Here is a 15,434-nt window from a genome sequence, read left to right on the forward strand (position 1 = left end):
GTTTAGCGAAGTGTAAGTAATGATTGATAAAAAGGTTTACGATAGATTATCATTCCCCAAAGTAAGGGATAAAGTAGAATATCTAAAAATTTAGAAGAAGTGGAATAGGAAATCTGATCAATAACCATGGTTTGCTGAGCATTTCTTTTTTCCAAAATATGATGATGCTTCCAATTTGTTATTCCTAGAGGAATTCTTGTTCCCTCGTCAATAAAATAAATGATATCTTCTCCTTGAAAATCTTCGGTAATTTCGGAATCCCAGTATAAACTAAAAAAGCCCAATTTGATTTCCAATTGGACTAAATCACCTTTATTACAGCCATCAAATCGATTAATGGAAATAGGAGGGAATGGTGGGGATAATTTGGCTAATAAATCTTGATCAAATAGTGCCCAAACATAATCAATAGGTGAGTTAATGAGTGTTTCGACTCTAAATGATGGCATAAAGTTGGATTTACTTAATCATATAACTAACTAGACTAAGTAATGTTGAAAAGATCGTTTTCACACCAATGACAATATATTTCGTCCAATTACTGCGTTCTTCATTCAATTGAGCCTCTTGTTGATTATCCTCTTCCTTTTTCTGGACTTGATTAAATTCTTTTTTTGCTAAAGGCTGCTTCAATTGCTTCGTACTATCAATACCCACAAAATACGTATGTGGTCTCATGGCAGAATATTCTACCAATCCAAAACTACTAGTCATGATGTAGATCATGAATACTCCCAAAAAGTGAATAGCTTTTTTCATGGGTTTAGTCTTTAATTTTCTTTTTTGCTGATTCTAATGCTTGATTTTGAAGAATTAGAGCATCTTCTGTTGCTTTTTGATCTAATTTATTCTGTTCTTGGTTAGCTAGTAATTTCTCCTTTTCAATTTTTGCTTCTTCTAATTTCTTAGTCAACAATTCCGTTTGTTTCTTATTAGCCTCTAGCTCTCTTACTAATCTCTCTGCCGATTTAACGTTTTTTACTTTTTGGCTAGTCAGGTTAGCTAATTTTTGCTCTTCTTTTCGAACACCTTCTTCTGAGTTTAGTATTTCAATAAAATCTTCCAACCATGCTGTCGCATCTCTAAATTGGGCATGGCCAGTCTGGATGTAATCATCAGGGCCTAAACCGATAGATACAAACAGTTTAGTTTTATTGTTTTCCTCTGAAATCTTAGACAATAAAGTAAATGGATTTTTAGAAATGGATGAAATTCGAGTATCATAGCTTATGATAGCTCCTCCTTTACCATTTTCAACTCGACCAAATTTCTTTAAATAGTTTTTCCAGCTATCGATGGCATACTTTTCTTCTGATCCTAAATAAGTATAAAAGCCTTCTTTTTTGGCACGTTCAATCTCAGTCATACCCGAAAATATTTGAGCTTGACCCAAGAAAACACTGAAAACAAATACCGCTAGGAAAAAATACTTAGACATAGGCTTAATTTGTTGAATATAAAGAACAAAGGTAAATTTTTTAGTCAAAATACGAAATCAATTTACTGGACATTTTTCAGTAAGTGCCACGACATTTTTTTGCTGCTCATCTTGATAGGCAAAAAGTGTCCATGGACCACCTTCTTTTATCTTCCATTTCTTTCGAATTTCTTCTGGACTCATTGGGAAATTTCTAGTGCTAATATTGGCTTTTCCTGAAGGTAAATGTGTCTCAATCCATTTTTTATCTAGATTGCCTAGCGCTATTACCTTAAATTGTCTGCCAGGAAATGATTCTACTCTTTCTTTTGAAGTATACAAATGGGTATTGTTGCCCATTTTATGTATTTGCTGACCTGCTGCTAATTTAAAGAACCCAGCTTTTAATACTCCCGCATGTGGTTCATAGAGGTAGTTTTCTAATTTCCCTAGTTGGGCATTAGCCTCACGCTCCTCACTTAATTTGGCTCGAAAAATCAAACTATCCACTAAACTTAATTCATGAACTTCTATGATGGGATCCATGCTCGCCTCTTGGGATTTTAGAAAGAGCAATTCCTTTACTTCATTTTTGACACAAATTACCCAAACTTGATTTACCCCTTGAAGGCTTTGTATAGCCCGACTAATATCCAATAATGGACTAGTTTTCAGCAATAAACGAGTATCCTGTTTGATGTAGGGTAAAATTTCCTGAACATTGGGTTCACAATCTTCCAAAAGAATAACTTTTTCACCTTTGGAGCCTCTCCTGGCAGGATCTAAGTAAATGTAATTCCATTGGGAAGGATGTTCTTTCATATAGGCTACCCCGTCTCCCACAATATGCTCAATGGAATCTCCGACTAATACCTGATGATTGTAGCGAGTAATTTGATTTAATTTTTCGTCTCTCTCGACATAGGTGACGGAATTTCCTTTTTTGGCAAATGCCCAGGTATCAACTCCCATTCCTCCTGTTAAATCAATTACCTTTCCCTGGATTAGTTCTGCTTTAAACAGAGCCGTATCTTCAGAAGAGGCTTGCTCAAGGTTTAGTTGAGGAGGAAAAAATAGTTGATGATTCGCAATCCAGGTAGGTAATTTATGAGCTAATTTTTGCCTTGCTTGAATCTGCGGAACCAATTTAGATAAAGAAAGTCCTCCACTCAGGCCTTTAGATAGACTCAGTTGATATGGGTCATCTTGGGCATGTTTTTGAATGAACTTAATTTCTTCTTCTGAAAGCATGATGCAAATTAAGAATGCTCGTTTAATATTTTTTCTGAAAGACGAATGGAATTTGATTTTATTGTAAATTTATGTTCTAATCTATAAATAAAGCCATGAGTAAGTATAGCATCAAACTTAATGGGAAGAAGCATCAGGTTGATGTAGCTTCCGATACACCTTTATTGTGGGTAATTCGTGATGAAATAGGTATGACGGGCACTAAGTTTGGATGTGGGATGGGTTTGTGTGGTGCTTGTACTGTATTATTAAACGGTAACCCAATTCGTTCTTGTTCTACACCTATTTCAAGTATCAAGCCTGACGATAAACTACTTAGTATTGAAGGTTTATCAGCCAATACAAATCATCCTGTGCAATTGGCTTGGATTAAAGAACAAGTTCCCCAGTGTGGCTATTGCCAATCAGGTCAGATTTTAGCAGTAGCAGCTTTGTTGGATTCCAATCCTAATCCAAGTGACCAAGATATTGATACTGCTTTGGCAGGAAATATTTGTCGATGTGGTACCTACCAAGACATGCGCAAAGCGATACATGCTGCAGCTAAAACGATAAAAGCCACTCCTAAAACGAAATCCAAATGAGCACGAATACAACAAAACAAACCTCGAGAAGAGATTTTATCAAGATTAGTGCTCAAACTGCAGCTTTTCTTGCCATTGGTTTTGAAAATTTAGCTAATGGGAAAGGGGTGAAGGTCAAAAATATGACTCATGAACCGCATATTGGAGTGGAGATAAATCCATATGTCCTGATCAATGAGTCTGGTAAAGTAACCTTGTTTAATGCTAGACCTGATATGGGACAAGGGACTTCTCAGTCTATTCCTATGTTGATTGCTGAGGAATTGGAAGTTCGTTTAGACCAAGTAGAAATTGTTACATCCGATGGTTCAGCTAAATTTGGATCTCAACTTTCGGGTGGATCTTCTTCTGTAAGTACTCGCTACTTGCCTATGAGAACCGTAGGTGCCGCAGTTAAAGAAATGCTTATTCAAGCTGCTGCCAATCAATGGCATGTACCAATAAGTGCATGTTATGCCAAAGAAGGCCGAGTTTATCAAAAAAATAAAAATATCAGTTTAGGATATGGGGAATTAGTAGCCGCTGCGGCTAAATTACCTGTGCCAGCTAATCCAGTTCTCAAAAATCCAGCTGATTTTACCCAAATTGGAAAGTCTATTCCAAGGCCAGAGATTCCTTCCAAAGTAAATGGAACGGCAAAGTTTGGTATGGATGTCGTAATACCCGGTATGTTGTATGCGAGTATTGCTCATGCACCCAGTATACATGCCAAAGTAAAATCTTACCATGGGGAAAAAGCAATTGCTAGTCCAGGCGTCAAATTCGTTCTGAAAACAGAGCGTAAAATGCCACATGCCAGTACAGAGGCTGTTGCCGTATTGGCTGATTCCTATTGGGCTGCCCTAAAAGGAAAACGTCTTTTGGATATTGAGTGGGAAAGTACTGCGGCCGACGAAATGAGTACAGAGAAGTATTTCAACCAATTGAAAGAAGCTGGCAAGTCTCCAGGATTCGAATACAAAGAATCATTAACTGGTGATGTGAATAAGGCATTTGCCAGTGCCAATAAGGTCATTGAGGCTTCGTACCAAACACCTTTTTTAGCACATGCGCCCATGGAGCCTGAAAATGCTACGGTATATGTGCAAGATGGTAAAGTGGAAGTTTGGGCTCCCGTACAAGGTCCCGATTCCTTAGTGACTGAATTAGCAACGTACTTGGGCTTTAAAAAGGAGAATGTTAAAATTAATGTTACTTTCTTAGGTGGTGCTTTTGGTCGGAAAGCTTACTATGATTATGTGTTGGAAGCCGCTCATTTATCTAAGCAAATCAACGCACCAGTCAAAGTAGTTTGGACAAGAGAAGATGATACCCAACAAGGACCATTCCGTCCGGGTATGTTATCAGTTATGAGAGGTGCATTAGATGCACAGGGTAAAGTTCAAGCTTTTGAACATCGCTTAAATGGTGCTTCTATATTAAATCAGGTATTCCAAGTTCCTTTGGGTAATGCTCCAGATCCTTGGGCAGAAGAAGGAATCAATTTACCTGATAGTCCTTATACTTTTCCCAATAGAAGAAACTCCTTTAGCCTAGTAACTACTAAAATCCCTATTCTTTGGTGGAGATCAGTATATGCTTCTACCAATTTATTTGGTCAAGAATCATTCATAGATGAATTGGCACATCAAGCAAAGAAAGATCCTTTGGCATTCCGATTAGAATTACTTGCTGGTTCACCTCGATTTGTAGGAGTTTTAAAGAAACTAGCAGAATTGTCGAATTACCAACAATTGAAAGCCCAAGGTAAAGCCGTGGGAATAGCTATTGCACGATCATTTTCTTCCATTTGTGCACATGCTATCGTGGTAGAAAAACAAGGGAATGGCGTGGTAATCAAAAAAGTTTATTCTGTGATTGATTGTGGCGTGGCTATTAATCCACGAAATATCAAAGCCCAAGTGCAAAGTAATATTACGATGGGTTTAACGGCTTCTATTAAGAATGAAATTACGGTTGTGAATGGTCAAACCCAACAAAGTAATTTTCATGATTATGCAGTTCTCCGACAAGGGGAAATTCCAGAGATCGAAGTATTTGTCATGCCAAGTGCCGAAGCTCCCGGTGGAGTAGGTGAGCCAGGACTTCCTCCAGTGGCTCCTGCCTTGTGCAATGCTGTATTTTTAGCAACGGGTAAGCGTGTAAGAACATTGCCATTTGATATCTCAAACGTCTAATGATTGGAGTTCTGTTAGCAGCTGGTTCTTCTTCCCGACTTGGTGAGCCAAAGGCTCTAATAAATTTAGGTCAGAAAACATTAGTTGAAAGGAGCTTGCAGGTTTTGCAAGCTCCTTTTATTGATACCATTGTAGTAGTACTTGGTGCTGAAAAAGAGCCTATAAAAGTCCTTATTTCACATGAAAGGGTAGAAGTGCTAGAAAGCCAAGAATGGCATTTAGGACAGGGTAATACCTTGTCAGAATGTATGCGAGTTTTAGCTCCTCGAAAAGAGCCTATTCTCGTCATGTTAGTAGATACTCCCTTTGTTCAAGAAAAGCATATTGAGGCGATCATAGTTGCTCATCAAAAAAATCCAAGTCAAGTCATCATCTCTTCCTTTCAGGGTCAATCATCCCCTCCTGTATTGATTCCTTTTGAACACCAACATAAATTATACGAATGGAAAGGGGATAAGGGTTTTGGGCCATTTTGGAAATCCCATCCAGACATTTGTCAATGGATTTCCTTTGATGAAGAATACCGAGATTTAGATACTACCGAGGATAAAAAGTATTGGCAGGAAAATTGGGATAAATAGTCCAAATAATCGGAATAATCCTGAGTTAATCGTTTCCCTCCAAGCAAAAATTATTACCTTTGTGCTCAATTGTGTGCTTCCAAGCCATTTCTTACATTAAAATTGATATTGTGGAATCCAACGAAAGCTTACCCACCCTCGAAACTGCCAAAAAATTAGGTTTACTTCCAGAAGAATATGATCGTATTCAAGAGATTTTAGGTCGCAAGCCTAACTTTACAGAATTGTCCATTTTCTCAGTGATGTGGTCTGAGCACTGTAGTTATAAAAACTCCATTGTTTGGTTAAAAACCTTACCAAAAGATTCTCCACGTATGTTGGCTAAAGCCGGAGAAGAAAATGCGGGCTTGGTTGATTTAGGGGATGGTTTAGGATGTGCCTTTAAAATTGAATCGCATAATCACCCATCTGCATTAGAGCCTTATCAAGGCGCAGCTACAGGTGTAGGTGGAATCAATCGTGATATATTTACCATGGGTGCTCGTCCGATCGCTCAACTGAACTCTTTACGTTTTGGCAATATTGACTTAGCTAAGACCAAATGGTTGGTTAAGGGTGTTGTGAAAGGTATTGGTGATTATGGTAATGCCTTTGGTATCCCTACAGTAGGTGGAGAAGTATTCTTCGATGATTGTTATTCAACCAATCCATTAGTGAATGCCTTTTCGGCAGGAATTTTGAAGGTAGGAAAACAAGCATCTGCCATTTCTTATGGTGTAGGAAACCCCGTTTTCATTGTGGGTTCTGCTACTGGTAAAGATGGTATTGGTGGAGCAAGTTTTGCTTCGGAAGATATTACTGCCAAATCTTCAGAGAAATTACCTGCTGTACAAGTAGGTGACCCTTTCCAAGAAAAATTATTATTAGAAGCTTCCTTAGAAATTATTGAAGCAGGTTGTGTGATTGGTATTCAAGACATGGGTGCGGCAGGTATTATTTGCTCTACTTCTGAAATGTCTGCCAAAGGAGAGCACGGAATGATTATTGACTTATCTAAAGTTCCTACCCGTCAACCAAACATGAAACCTTTTGAAATTCTATTATCCGAATCTCAAGAGCGTATGTTAATTGTAGTAGAAAAAGGTAGAGAGCATGAGGCTAAAAAGATATTTGATAAGTGGGATTTAAATTGTGAACAAATTGGCGAAGTGACTGACACCAAACGTCTTCAATTCTTCCAAGATGGTCAATTAGTAGCTGACGTACCTGCCGATGATTTAGTTTTAGGCGGAGGCGCACCAATCTATCACCGTGAATACCGTGAACCAGCTTATTACCAAGAGTTTAAGAAATTCAAGATAGATTCTGTTCAAGATTTAGAAGCGGGTGAAATCAGTAAAGCATTTGATTTCTTAATGAATCACCCGAACATTGCCTCTAAAAAATGGGTAGCCGAACAATATGACTCATCTATTGGTCGTGCCAATCGTAATACCAATGCTCCTTCGGATGCTGCGGTAGTGAAAGTACATGGTTCTAAGAAATCGATAGTTATAACGGTCGATTGTAACTCTCGTTACGTGAATGCAGATCCAGAAGAGGGTTGTGCCATTGCAGTAGCGGAGGCAGCACGTAATATTGTTTGTTCTGGAGGTGTACCCGTAGCGATCACCAATTGCTTAAATTTTGGTAATCCATATGTACCAGAAGTATATTGGCAATTTGTGGGGGCTATCAAAGGTATGAGAAAAGCCTGCTTGGCATTTGAAACTCCTGTAACTGGTGGAAACGTAAGTTTTTATAACCAATCGTCTGACGAAGGTCCAGTATTCCCAACGCCAACCATCGGTATGTTGGGTATCTTAGAGGAGGCAAGTCAGAAAATGACGTTAGATTTCAAAGAAGAAGGAGATTTGATTTATTTGGTAGGTGAAAGTGTGAATGATATCGCTTCTTCTGAATATTTATATTCTTACAAAGGAGTAAAAGCTAGCCCATCTCCACATTTTGTTTTGGAAACCGAGCAAAAAATTCAAGGTGGAATCGCTAGTTTAATTCAGCATTCATTGATTCAATCAGCGCATGATTTATCCGATGGAGGTTTGTTAGTAGCCTTAGCTGAGTCTTCATTCCCTCGTCAAAAAGGTTTTGCCATCAATTCTGACAATAATATTCGTCAAGATGCTTTCTTATTTGGTGAAGCTCAAAGCCGTGTATTGGTGTCTGTTGCTCCTGAAAAACAAGCCGCATTTGAAGCTCAATTGAAGTCTAAAACGATTCCATTTAGTGCTTTAGGAGTGGTAACAGGCCATGATTTTATAGTAGATGGACAAATTGTTTCTTCTCAAGCCAAGGCTTCTGAATCATTTCATACAGCTTTGGAAAAAGCATTGAATTAAATCCAACTAGAAATGAGCCGTTATCTACTACAGTTTTCGTACGATGGCGGCTTTTTTCATGGATTTCAAATCCAGCAGAATGCTGTTTCAGTTCAGTCAGAATTAGAGAAGGCATTAAGTACCATTGCTGGTATTCCAGTTGATTTAGTGGGAAGTAGTAGGACTGATACGGGCGTCCATGCCCGAGAACAATTTGCTCATTTTGATATTATTGAGGAGGCAAATCAGCCAAAGGTGGATTGGGTATATCGATTGAATCGAATATTACCTGCTAGTTTAGCCATTCAAGCTATTTATCAAGTACCTGATGAGTTTCATGCCCGTTTTGATGCTACAGGCAGGACTTATGAATACCATATTAGTCTATCAAAAGATCCATTTTCAAGAGATCATGCTTATTGGTTTGAAGCTCCAATGAACATGGAGGCCATGAATCAAGCAGCCCAGCTATTATTGAATCACCGAGATTTTCAGAGTTTTTCTAAAGTAAAGACAGATGTGACGACATTCGATTGTCAAATCAGTCGAGCAGAATGGCAAAAAGTAGGAAATCAGTTGATTTTTACCATTGAAGGAAATCGATTTTTGAGAGGGATGGTTCGTGCAGTAGTTGGGACTTTGATTGAAATTGGATTAGGCAAATGGGATGAAGCGGATTTAATCAGAATTTTAGACGCTAAAGATCGAAAGCAAGCAGGAAGAGCTGTACCCGCGCATGGTTTGCATTTAATCCATGTTGCTTACCCAGAAATTACTTTCGTTTCCAAATGTTCATCATAACTTCCATCCAGGTGCTTGCCAATTGAACTTTGATTGTTTTGGCTTTATAATTGATGCTTTTTTGGTTGTATTTACTGATCCAAATCTCTTTGAATCCCAGTTTTTCAGCCTCAGCGATGCGTTGATCGATACGAGTTACCGCTCGAAGTTCTCCACCCAATCCCACTTCAGATGCGAAACAAATGCTAGAATCTATGACTTTATCTTCATGAGAAGAAAGTAAAGACATACAAGCTGCCAAATCCAAGGCAGGATCATCCACTCTGATTCCTCCTGTTATATTCAAAAATACGTCTTGCGTTCCTAGCCTAAATCCTCCTCTTTTCTCTAGTACGGCGAGCAACATATTTAATCGTTTGGCATCATATCCTGTAGCTGTTCTTTGAGCTGTGGCATAAGATGTTTGGGTTACTAACGATTGAATTTCAATCAAAAGTGGCCTGTTTCCTTCCAAAATAGTTCCAATAGCGATACCTGAGGCAGGTTCATCCCTAGAGGAAAGAAGGATTTCGGATGGATTACTCACAGGTCTAAGGCCATTGCCCAACATTTCATAAATACCCAATTCTGAAGTACTACCAAATCGATTTTTGGTAGTACGAAGAATACGATAAATCATATTTCGATCACCTTCAAATTGAAGAACAGTATCGACTAAATGTTCTAACACTTTAGGTCCAGCAATGGATCCTTCCTTTGTAATATGCCCCACTAAAAAGATAGGCGTGCCACTTTCTTTGGCAAATCTCATGAGCTCCAAGGCACATTCTCGAATTTGCGACACCGAACCAGGGCCGGATTCAATTTGATCAGAATAGAGGGTTTGAATAGAATCAATAATGATTAAATCAGGCTCTAAGTCAACCAAATGCTTGAAAATCTGTTGAGTATTTGTTTCTGTTAAGATGTATAAATCTTGAGAGATGGGTCCTAAACGATCAGCTCTTAATTTGATCTGTTGTTCGGATTCTTCTCCGGTAACATACAATATTTTGGGGCCTTGAAGTGATAGAGCTACTTGAAGCAATAAAGTAGATTTCCCAATTCCGGGTTCTCCTCCAATCAGGACTAAACTTCCAGGTACAATACCTCCACCCAATACCCGATTGAATTCTTCATCCGAACATTGAAGTTTTGGACTGCTCTCAAAAGTGATTTCTTGCAATAATTTCGGTACAGGAGCCGTTCTATGAGTGCTTTTATTTTTCCAAACTTCAGCAGGATGAATGGTAGTTTCAAGGAGTTCTTCCACAAAAGTGTTCCATTCTCCGCATGCTGGACATTTCCCTAACCATTTAGGTGATGATTGTCCACAAGATTGACAAATAAAAGAGGTTTTGGCTTTGGCCACATAAATAAATTAAGAACCCAAAATTACGCTTTGATTTGGTTTTTCCTTTTTTTTCGGAGTAAAAAGGATAATTTTACAAGCTAATTGAATTAAACCGCCCAATCATGAAAAAGTCAATGAAATTCAGCTTACTGTTTTTGTTCCTTACAGGAATAATTTTTCAAGCTAATGCCCAATTTGGTGCTCGAAAAGTGACAGGTAGTTTATTCCGTTTTGGAATAAAAGGAGGTATCACATTATCTTCTATTAATGTAGAAAGTATGACGTATAAAGGAGCATCTGTTCCAATAAATGATATAATTAACCAAAACTTAGCTTTAAAAACTGGTTATGTTGGTGGTGTATATGCCCGTGTGGGTCGTAAATTATTCATTGAGCCTGAAGTGTTGGTAACGGCTAAAAATGCCACAATCAATGTAACAAGTTTGAATAAAATGGTCGATGTTGCTTACACGAGTTTAGATGTCCCTTTATTATTGGGATATAAACTTGGTCCATTGCACGTATTGGCAGGTCCTGTGGCTTCATATAATTTGAATTCGGACAATACCATTGCTCAGGCCATTACTTCAGTAGCATCTTCTGCTTCAGTTCGAGATGCGATATCTAAGGCCTATTTTTCCTACACAGTTGGTGGAGGAGTCGATTTGTTGGGATTAACCTTAGACCTACGTTATGAAGGTAATTTGACAGATTTATCAAGAACAGTACCTATTCCAAGTGATGTAAATATTTCTCAAAAAGCTAGCGTTTGGCATCTTACCTTGGGGATTAAAATATTATAATTAAATTTTTTTTGAATGAATGAACAAATAAAGGTGATTCAGGAAGAAATTGAGGCTTTTGTCATTTCCAATGAATCTGAAGTAGAGCAATTCCGAATTCAATTTGTGGGTCGTAAAAGTCGATTAGCCAGTTTATTTGATGGCTTAAAAGATGTACCTGCTGAAAATAGGAGAGAGGTTGGACAAGCCTTAAATCAATTAAAAAATCTAGCTGAAAATAAGTTTAATCAAGCGCAGGAATCATTTGCTGATGCTAAGTCTAGCTTTGAAATTCCTTCGGATTTGACGGTATCTAGCCCTGTTCAGCAAGGTACTTTACATCCTTTGACTTTAGTTCGTAGCCGAATTTTGGAAATCTTCAATCGGATGGGATTCTCTGTTTCAGATGGTCCAGAAATCGAAACGGATTTCTACAATTTCACGGCTTTAAATTTTCCAGCAAATCACCCTGCAAGAGAAATGCAGGATACTTTTTTTATTGAAAAAGGAGCTGGCGAAATACAAGATGATGTTTTATTAAGGACACATACTTCCAACGTACAAATCCGATTGATGCAACATCAAAAACCGCCTATTCGATCCGTTATGCCAGGCCGAGTATACCGTAATGAGGCTATTTCTGCACGTGCGCATTGTCTTTTCCATCAAGTGGAAGGATTGTATGTGGATGAAAAAGTAAGTTTCAAGGACTTAAAAGATACATTGTATCATTTTGCCAAAGAAATGTTTGGCAAGGATACGAAAGTACGTTTTCGTCCGTCTTACTTTCCATTTACTGAACCAAGTGCAGAAATGGATATTACTTGTCTATTGTGTAAAGGAGAAGGTTGTAATGTATGTAAGCAGGCGGGTTGGGTAGAAATTGCAGGAGCGGGTATGGTGGATCCTAACGTTTTAGAAAACGTAGGTATTGATTCAACGAAATACAATGGATTTGCATTCGGAATGGGAATTGAACGCATCACCATGTTGAAATATCAAATCAAGGATTTGCGCTTATTTACTGAAAATGACGTTCGCTTTTTAAGGCAATTCAATTAACAACTCTTAACAGAAAGCTTTTTTTTGACAGGATGAATCCCTGTACATTTGATTTTAATTTCTAAAATATGATGAATTTTAAACGCTTAAATAACCTAACTGGTTGGGCAGTATTTGCTATTGCTTTAGTTACGTATACGCTAACCGTTGAGCCAACTGCTTCTTTTTGGGATTGTGGAGAATTCATCGCCTGTTCCTATAAATTGCAGGTTCCTCACCCTCCTGGAGCACCTTTATTCCTATTGTTAGGTCGTATGTTTTCCCTATTAGCCCTAGGTGATGTGAGTCGAGTTGCCTTTTGGGTAAACATGCTTTCGGTGCTAAGTAGTGCATTGACTATTTTATTTATGCATTGGACCATCGTGATGATTGGTCGTAAGGTTATTAATAAGTCATTTGAAGAATTATCGAAGCCCGAAACCTATACCTTATTGTTTTCAGGTGTAGTAGGTTCCTTAATTTATACATTCTCTGATTCTTTCTGGTTTTCTGCTGTTGAAGCAGAAGTATATGCCATGTCGTCATTCTTTACAGCCATCGTAGTTTGGGCTGCGTTCCGTTGGGAATTGGTAGAAGATCGTGCTGAGGCAAATCGCTGGTTGTTATTTATTGCCTATTTGGTTGGTCTATCCATTGGTGTCCATTTATTGAACTTGGTGACTTTACCAGCCTTAGCTATTTTATATTATTTCAAGCGTGAAGCTAAACCTACTTACAAAGGCGGTTTTATCGCCATGTTTGTTGGATTGATAATATTGGCGATTATTAACTCAGGAATCATTCCTGGTTTACCTTCCATCGCGTTCAAGTTTGAATTATTCTTTGTGAATTCGTTGGGACTAAGTAATGGTAGTGGAGCTTTATTTTTCTTATTTTTAGTCATTTTAGCCGTAGTCTTTGGTATTCGTTATTCGTATGCCAAAGGTAAAGAGGTATTAAATATTGCATTATTCTCTTTTGTTTTCTTGATGATTGGTTATTCCACGTACACCGTGGCATTAGTACGTTCAGGTTATAATCCTCCGATCAATGAAAATGATCCTAGTAATATTTTGAACTTCTTGAAGTATTTGAAAAGAGAGCAATATGGTGAGCGTTCTTTACTTTATGGTCCTGTGTATACGGCTGAAATTGAAGAATTTAAACAAGGTGAGCCAGTTTACAAGTTGAAAGACGGTAAATACGAAGTCTATACCTACAAGCCTGAATACGTTTACCAGAAGGACCAGCAAATGTTGTTGCCTCGTGTTTATAGCAATTCACCTCAGCATGTGGCCTTGTACCAAGAAATGTTGGGTATTCCTGCAGGACAAAAACCTAGTTTTGGGGATAATTTACGCTTTATGTTTACGCATCAGGTGGGGCATATGTACATGCGTTATTTGCTTTGGAATTTCTTGGGAAGAGAAAGTGATTACCAAGATGCCTGGGCTATTAACCCATTTCAAGATTCGTCCAAATTACCAGATAATTTAGCCAATAATAAAGCTAGAAATAACTATTTCTTTTTGCCACTGATTCTGGTTTTCTTAGGTTTTTACTTATTGTATAGTAAAAATGAAAAGGATTTCTTGATAACCATTTTAATGTTTGTTCTCAGTGGGGTGGCATTAGTAGTCTATTTGAATTCTCCGCCTGTAGAACCTCGTGAAAGGGATTATATTTATGTAGGATCCTTTTATTTTATGGCTATTTGGGCTGGTTTGGGTGTTATGCAAATTGGCGATTGGCTGACAAAGATTGTCCGTAGCCCGCAGTTAAAGTGGTCATTATTAGCTGTATTTGGGCTTTCTGCCCCATTGATTATGGCTCAGCAAAACTGGGATGATCATGATAGAAGTGGTAGATATCACCAAATTGACTTTGCTAAAAATCTATTGAATAGTTGTGCTCCTAATGCCATTCTATTTACTGGAGGTGATAATGACACTTTCCCTCTTTGGTATGTACAAGAGGTAGAAGGCTTCAGAACAGACGTTCGTGTATGTAACTTATCTTTATTAGGAACTGATTGGTACATTGATCAAATGAAGCGTCAAACTTACCAGTCAATGCCCTTGCCAATCGAGTTAACGAAAGATCAATTTTTGGAGGGTGTTAATGATCAAATTATGTATAATGGTAATCCGAATATCAAAGGAATGTCATTACCCGATTATTTGGATTTATTACATAAAAACGACCCAAGAATTCAGGCGCAGACTCAGTCGGGAGATATGATTAATACATTCCCATCAGATTCATTGGTTATACCTGTTAATCCAACGGAAATTGCGGCTAGTAATTGGTTTCCTAAAGAGTTTACACCATTCTTGAGCACCAGCATTGGATGGAAGCTACCAGGTAAAAATATTTTCAAAGGAGAGTTGATTCAATTGGAAGTTATTTCCAACAATGCGAAAGCAGGATGGAAGCGCCCCATATATTTTGCTTCTACCTTACCTAATGACCAATATTTAGGATTGAAAGAAAGTATGCAATTAGAAGGTTATGCGTATCGTTTGATGCCTTTCAAGATTCCAGGAGCTAAAGATGGTTTCGTGAATACAAAAATCATGGCGGATAACTTCTTGAATAAAATGTATTGGAGAGGTTTAAATGATGAGAAGATTTACTATCATGGCGATTTTTATCTAGGGATTCCTAGTGTAACTGCTCGTTTAGGAGTTTATCGTTTAGCAGATCAGTTGATTCGTGAAGGTAATTTGCCAAAGGCTAAGCAAGTATTGGATTATTTGGATAAGGTAATGCCTAATAAAGTAATTCCATACGATCAGTTCTCAGCTAGTTCCGTTGGATTGTATTTGGAGATTGGTGATGAAGCTAAGGCTTTAAGTATGGCAAATACCATTATTAAGCGTAATTCTAAGGCGATTGATTATTATTTCTCTGAAGATAATATTCGTTCACATGATCGGGATATTCAGATTGCATTTTATGAAATGAATTTGATTGTTTCGGCTTTCAAGGAATCAAAAGTAAATCCAGCTAAATACAAGGAGTTGGAAGAGATTTTCAATAAGCAGGTTACCCGAATTAATGGATAAACACGAGATTGATTATTCCTTGTAAACGAAGAAAGGCTTGATGATTCAAGCCTTTCTTCGTTTTATTTACCTGTATTAGTT

The 15,434-nt window shown here is 37.9% G+C and carries 13 protein-coding genes; 8 read left to right on the plus strand and 5 right to left on the minus strand.

Features of this window, described 5'->3' with window-relative positions:
- Positions 1-2: 2 nt before the first annotated feature.
- Genes HME7025_RS05770 through HME7025_RS05785 form a run of 4 tightly spaced genes read right to left on the minus strand, consistent with a single transcriptional unit; the run spans position 3 to position 2,668 of the window.
- Positions 3-449 (minus strand): SRPBCC family protein, encoded by a 447-nt coding sequence (locus HME7025_RS05770; protein ID WP_109322717.1) that lies wholly within the window; start codon positions 447-449, stop codon positions 3-5.
- A gap of 10 nt (positions 450-459) precedes the next feature.
- A complete protein-coding gene (locus HME7025_RS05775; RefSeq protein WP_109322718.1) occupies positions 460-759 on the minus strand; it encodes a hypothetical protein in 300 nt (99 codons plus the stop codon).
- A gap of 4 nt (positions 760-763) precedes the next feature.
- The gene (locus tag HME7025_RS05780; protein WP_109322719.1) at positions 764-1,438 is read right to left on the minus strand and encodes a hypothetical protein; all 675 of its coding nucleotides are present in this window, start codon (positions 1,436-1,438) and stop codon (positions 764-766) included.
- 57 nt (positions 1,439-1,495) lie between these two features.
- Entirely contained in the window at positions 1,496-2,668 is a 1,173-nt protein-coding gene (locus HME7025_RS05785; protein ID WP_109322720.1) for a class I SAM-dependent methyltransferase, read from the minus strand.
- A gap of 95 nt (positions 2,669-2,763) precedes the next feature.
- Between HME7025_RS05785 and HME7025_RS05790 the strand changes: the two genes are divergently transcribed.
- The 5 genes from HME7025_RS05790 to truA all read left to right on the plus strand — a co-directional run bounded on the left by HME7025_RS05790 (position 2,764) and on the right by truA (position 9,129).
- A complete protein-coding gene (locus HME7025_RS05790) occupies positions 2,764-3,252 on the plus strand; it encodes a (2Fe-2S)-binding protein (RefSeq protein ID WP_109322721.1) in 489 nt (162 codons plus the stop codon).
- A complete protein-coding gene (locus HME7025_RS05795; protein WP_109322722.1) occupies positions 3,249-5,429 on the plus strand; it encodes a xanthine dehydrogenase family protein molybdopterin-binding subunit in 2,181 nt (726 codons plus the stop codon). The genes HME7025_RS05790 and HME7025_RS05795 overlap by 4 nt, the downstream gene beginning before the upstream one ends.
- Positions 5,429-6,010 (plus strand): nucleotidyltransferase family protein, encoded by a 582-nt coding sequence (locus HME7025_RS05800; RefSeq protein WP_109322723.1) that lies wholly within the window; start codon positions 5,429-5,431, stop codon positions 6,008-6,010. The genes HME7025_RS05795 and HME7025_RS05800 overlap by 1 nt, the downstream gene beginning before the upstream one ends.
- A 110-nt stretch (positions 6,011-6,120) precedes the next feature.
- Complete coding sequence (gene purL, locus HME7025_RS05805) at positions 6,121-8,349, plus strand: phosphoribosylformylglycinamidine synthase subunit PurL (protein WP_109325021.1); 2,229 nt, start codon at positions 6,121-6,123, stop codon at positions 8,347-8,349.
- A gap of 12 nt (positions 8,350-8,361) precedes the next feature.
- Entirely contained in the window at positions 8,362-9,129 is a 768-nt protein-coding gene (gene truA / locus HME7025_RS05810) for a tRNA pseudouridine(38-40) synthase TruA (RefSeq protein ID WP_109322724.1), read from the plus strand.
- On the opposite strand, the gene radA is transcribed toward truA, so the two are convergent.
- Positions 9,101-10,480, minus strand: coding sequence for a DNA repair protein RadA (gene radA, locus HME7025_RS05815; RefSeq protein WP_109322725.1), 1,380 nt, complete (start codon positions 10,478-10,480; stop codon positions 9,101-9,103). The genes truA and radA overlap by 29 nt on opposite strands.
- Before the next feature lie 104 nt (positions 10,481-10,584).
- Between radA and HME7025_RS05820 the strand changes: the two genes are divergently transcribed.
- The 3 genes from HME7025_RS05820 (at position 10,585) to HME7025_RS05830 (ending at position 15,353) form a co-directional block, all read left to right on the plus strand.
- Positions 10,585-11,265 carry a porin family protein gene (locus tag HME7025_RS05820; RefSeq protein ID WP_109322726.1) on the plus strand — a complete coding sequence of 227 codons (681 nt, stop codon included), beginning with the start codon at positions 10,585-10,587 and terminating at the stop codon, positions 11,263-11,265.
- 15 nt (positions 11,266-11,280) lie between these two features.
- On the plus strand, positions 11,281-12,306 hold the full coding sequence (pheS, locus tag HME7025_RS05825) for a phenylalanine--tRNA ligase subunit alpha (RefSeq protein WP_109322727.1): 1,026 nt from the start codon (positions 11,281-11,283) through the stop codon (positions 12,304-12,306).
- A gap of 68 nt (positions 12,307-12,374) precedes the next feature.
- On the plus strand, positions 12,375-15,353 hold the full coding sequence (locus HME7025_RS05830) for a glycosyltransferase family 117 protein (RefSeq protein WP_109322728.1): 2,979 nt from the start codon (positions 12,375-12,377) through the stop codon (positions 15,351-15,353).
- The last annotated feature ends 81 nt before the right edge of the window (positions 15,354-15,434 follow it).

Origin of the sequence: Aquirufa nivalisilvae (assembly GCF_003143535.1) — a bacterium.
Taxonomy (GTDB): Bacteria; Bacteroidota; Bacteroidia; order Cytophagales; family Spirosomataceae; genus Aquirufa; species Aquirufa nivalisilvae.

Excerpts from the sequence above, each read along its gene's own strand:
- HME7025_RS05770 (WP_109322717.1), bottom strand. The coding sequence starts at position 449 with ATGCCATCATTTAGAGTCGAAACACTCATTAACTCACCTATTGATTAT.
- HME7025_RS05775 (WP_109322718.1), bottom strand. The coding sequence starts at position 759 with ATGAAAAAAGCTATTCACTTTTTGGGAGTATTCATGATCTACATCATG.
- HME7025_RS05780 (WP_109322719.1), bottom strand. The coding sequence starts at position 1,438 with ATGTCTAAGTATTTTTTCCTAGCGGTATTTGTTTTCAGTGTTTTCTTG.
- HME7025_RS05785 (WP_109322720.1), bottom strand. The coding sequence starts at position 2,668 with ATGCTTTCAGAAGAAGAAATTAAGTTCATTCAAAAACATGCCCAAGAT.
- HME7025_RS05790 (WP_109322721.1), top strand. The coding sequence starts at position 2,764 with ATGAGTAAGTATAGCATCAAACTTAATGGGAAGAAGCATCAGGTTGAT.
- HME7025_RS05795 (WP_109322722.1), top strand. The coding sequence starts at position 3,249 with ATGAGCACGAATACAACAAAACAAACCTCGAGAAGAGATTTTATCAAG.
- HME7025_RS05800 (WP_109322723.1), top strand. The coding sequence starts at position 5,429 with ATGATTGGAGTTCTGTTAGCAGCTGGTTCTTCTTCCCGACTTGGTGAG.
- truA (WP_109322724.1), top strand. The coding sequence starts at position 8,362 with ATGAGCCGTTATCTACTACAGTTTTCGTACGATGGCGGCTTTTTTCAT.
- HME7025_RS05820 (WP_109322726.1), top strand. The coding sequence starts at position 10,585 with ATGAAAAAGTCAATGAAATTCAGCTTACTGTTTTTGTTCCTTACAGGA.
- pheS (WP_109322727.1), top strand. The coding sequence starts at position 11,281 with ATGAATGAACAAATAAAGGTGATTCAGGAAGAAATTGAGGCTTTTGTC.
- HME7025_RS05830 (WP_109322728.1), top strand. The coding sequence starts at position 12,375 with ATGATGAATTTTAAACGCTTAAATAACCTAACTGGTTGGGCAGTATTT.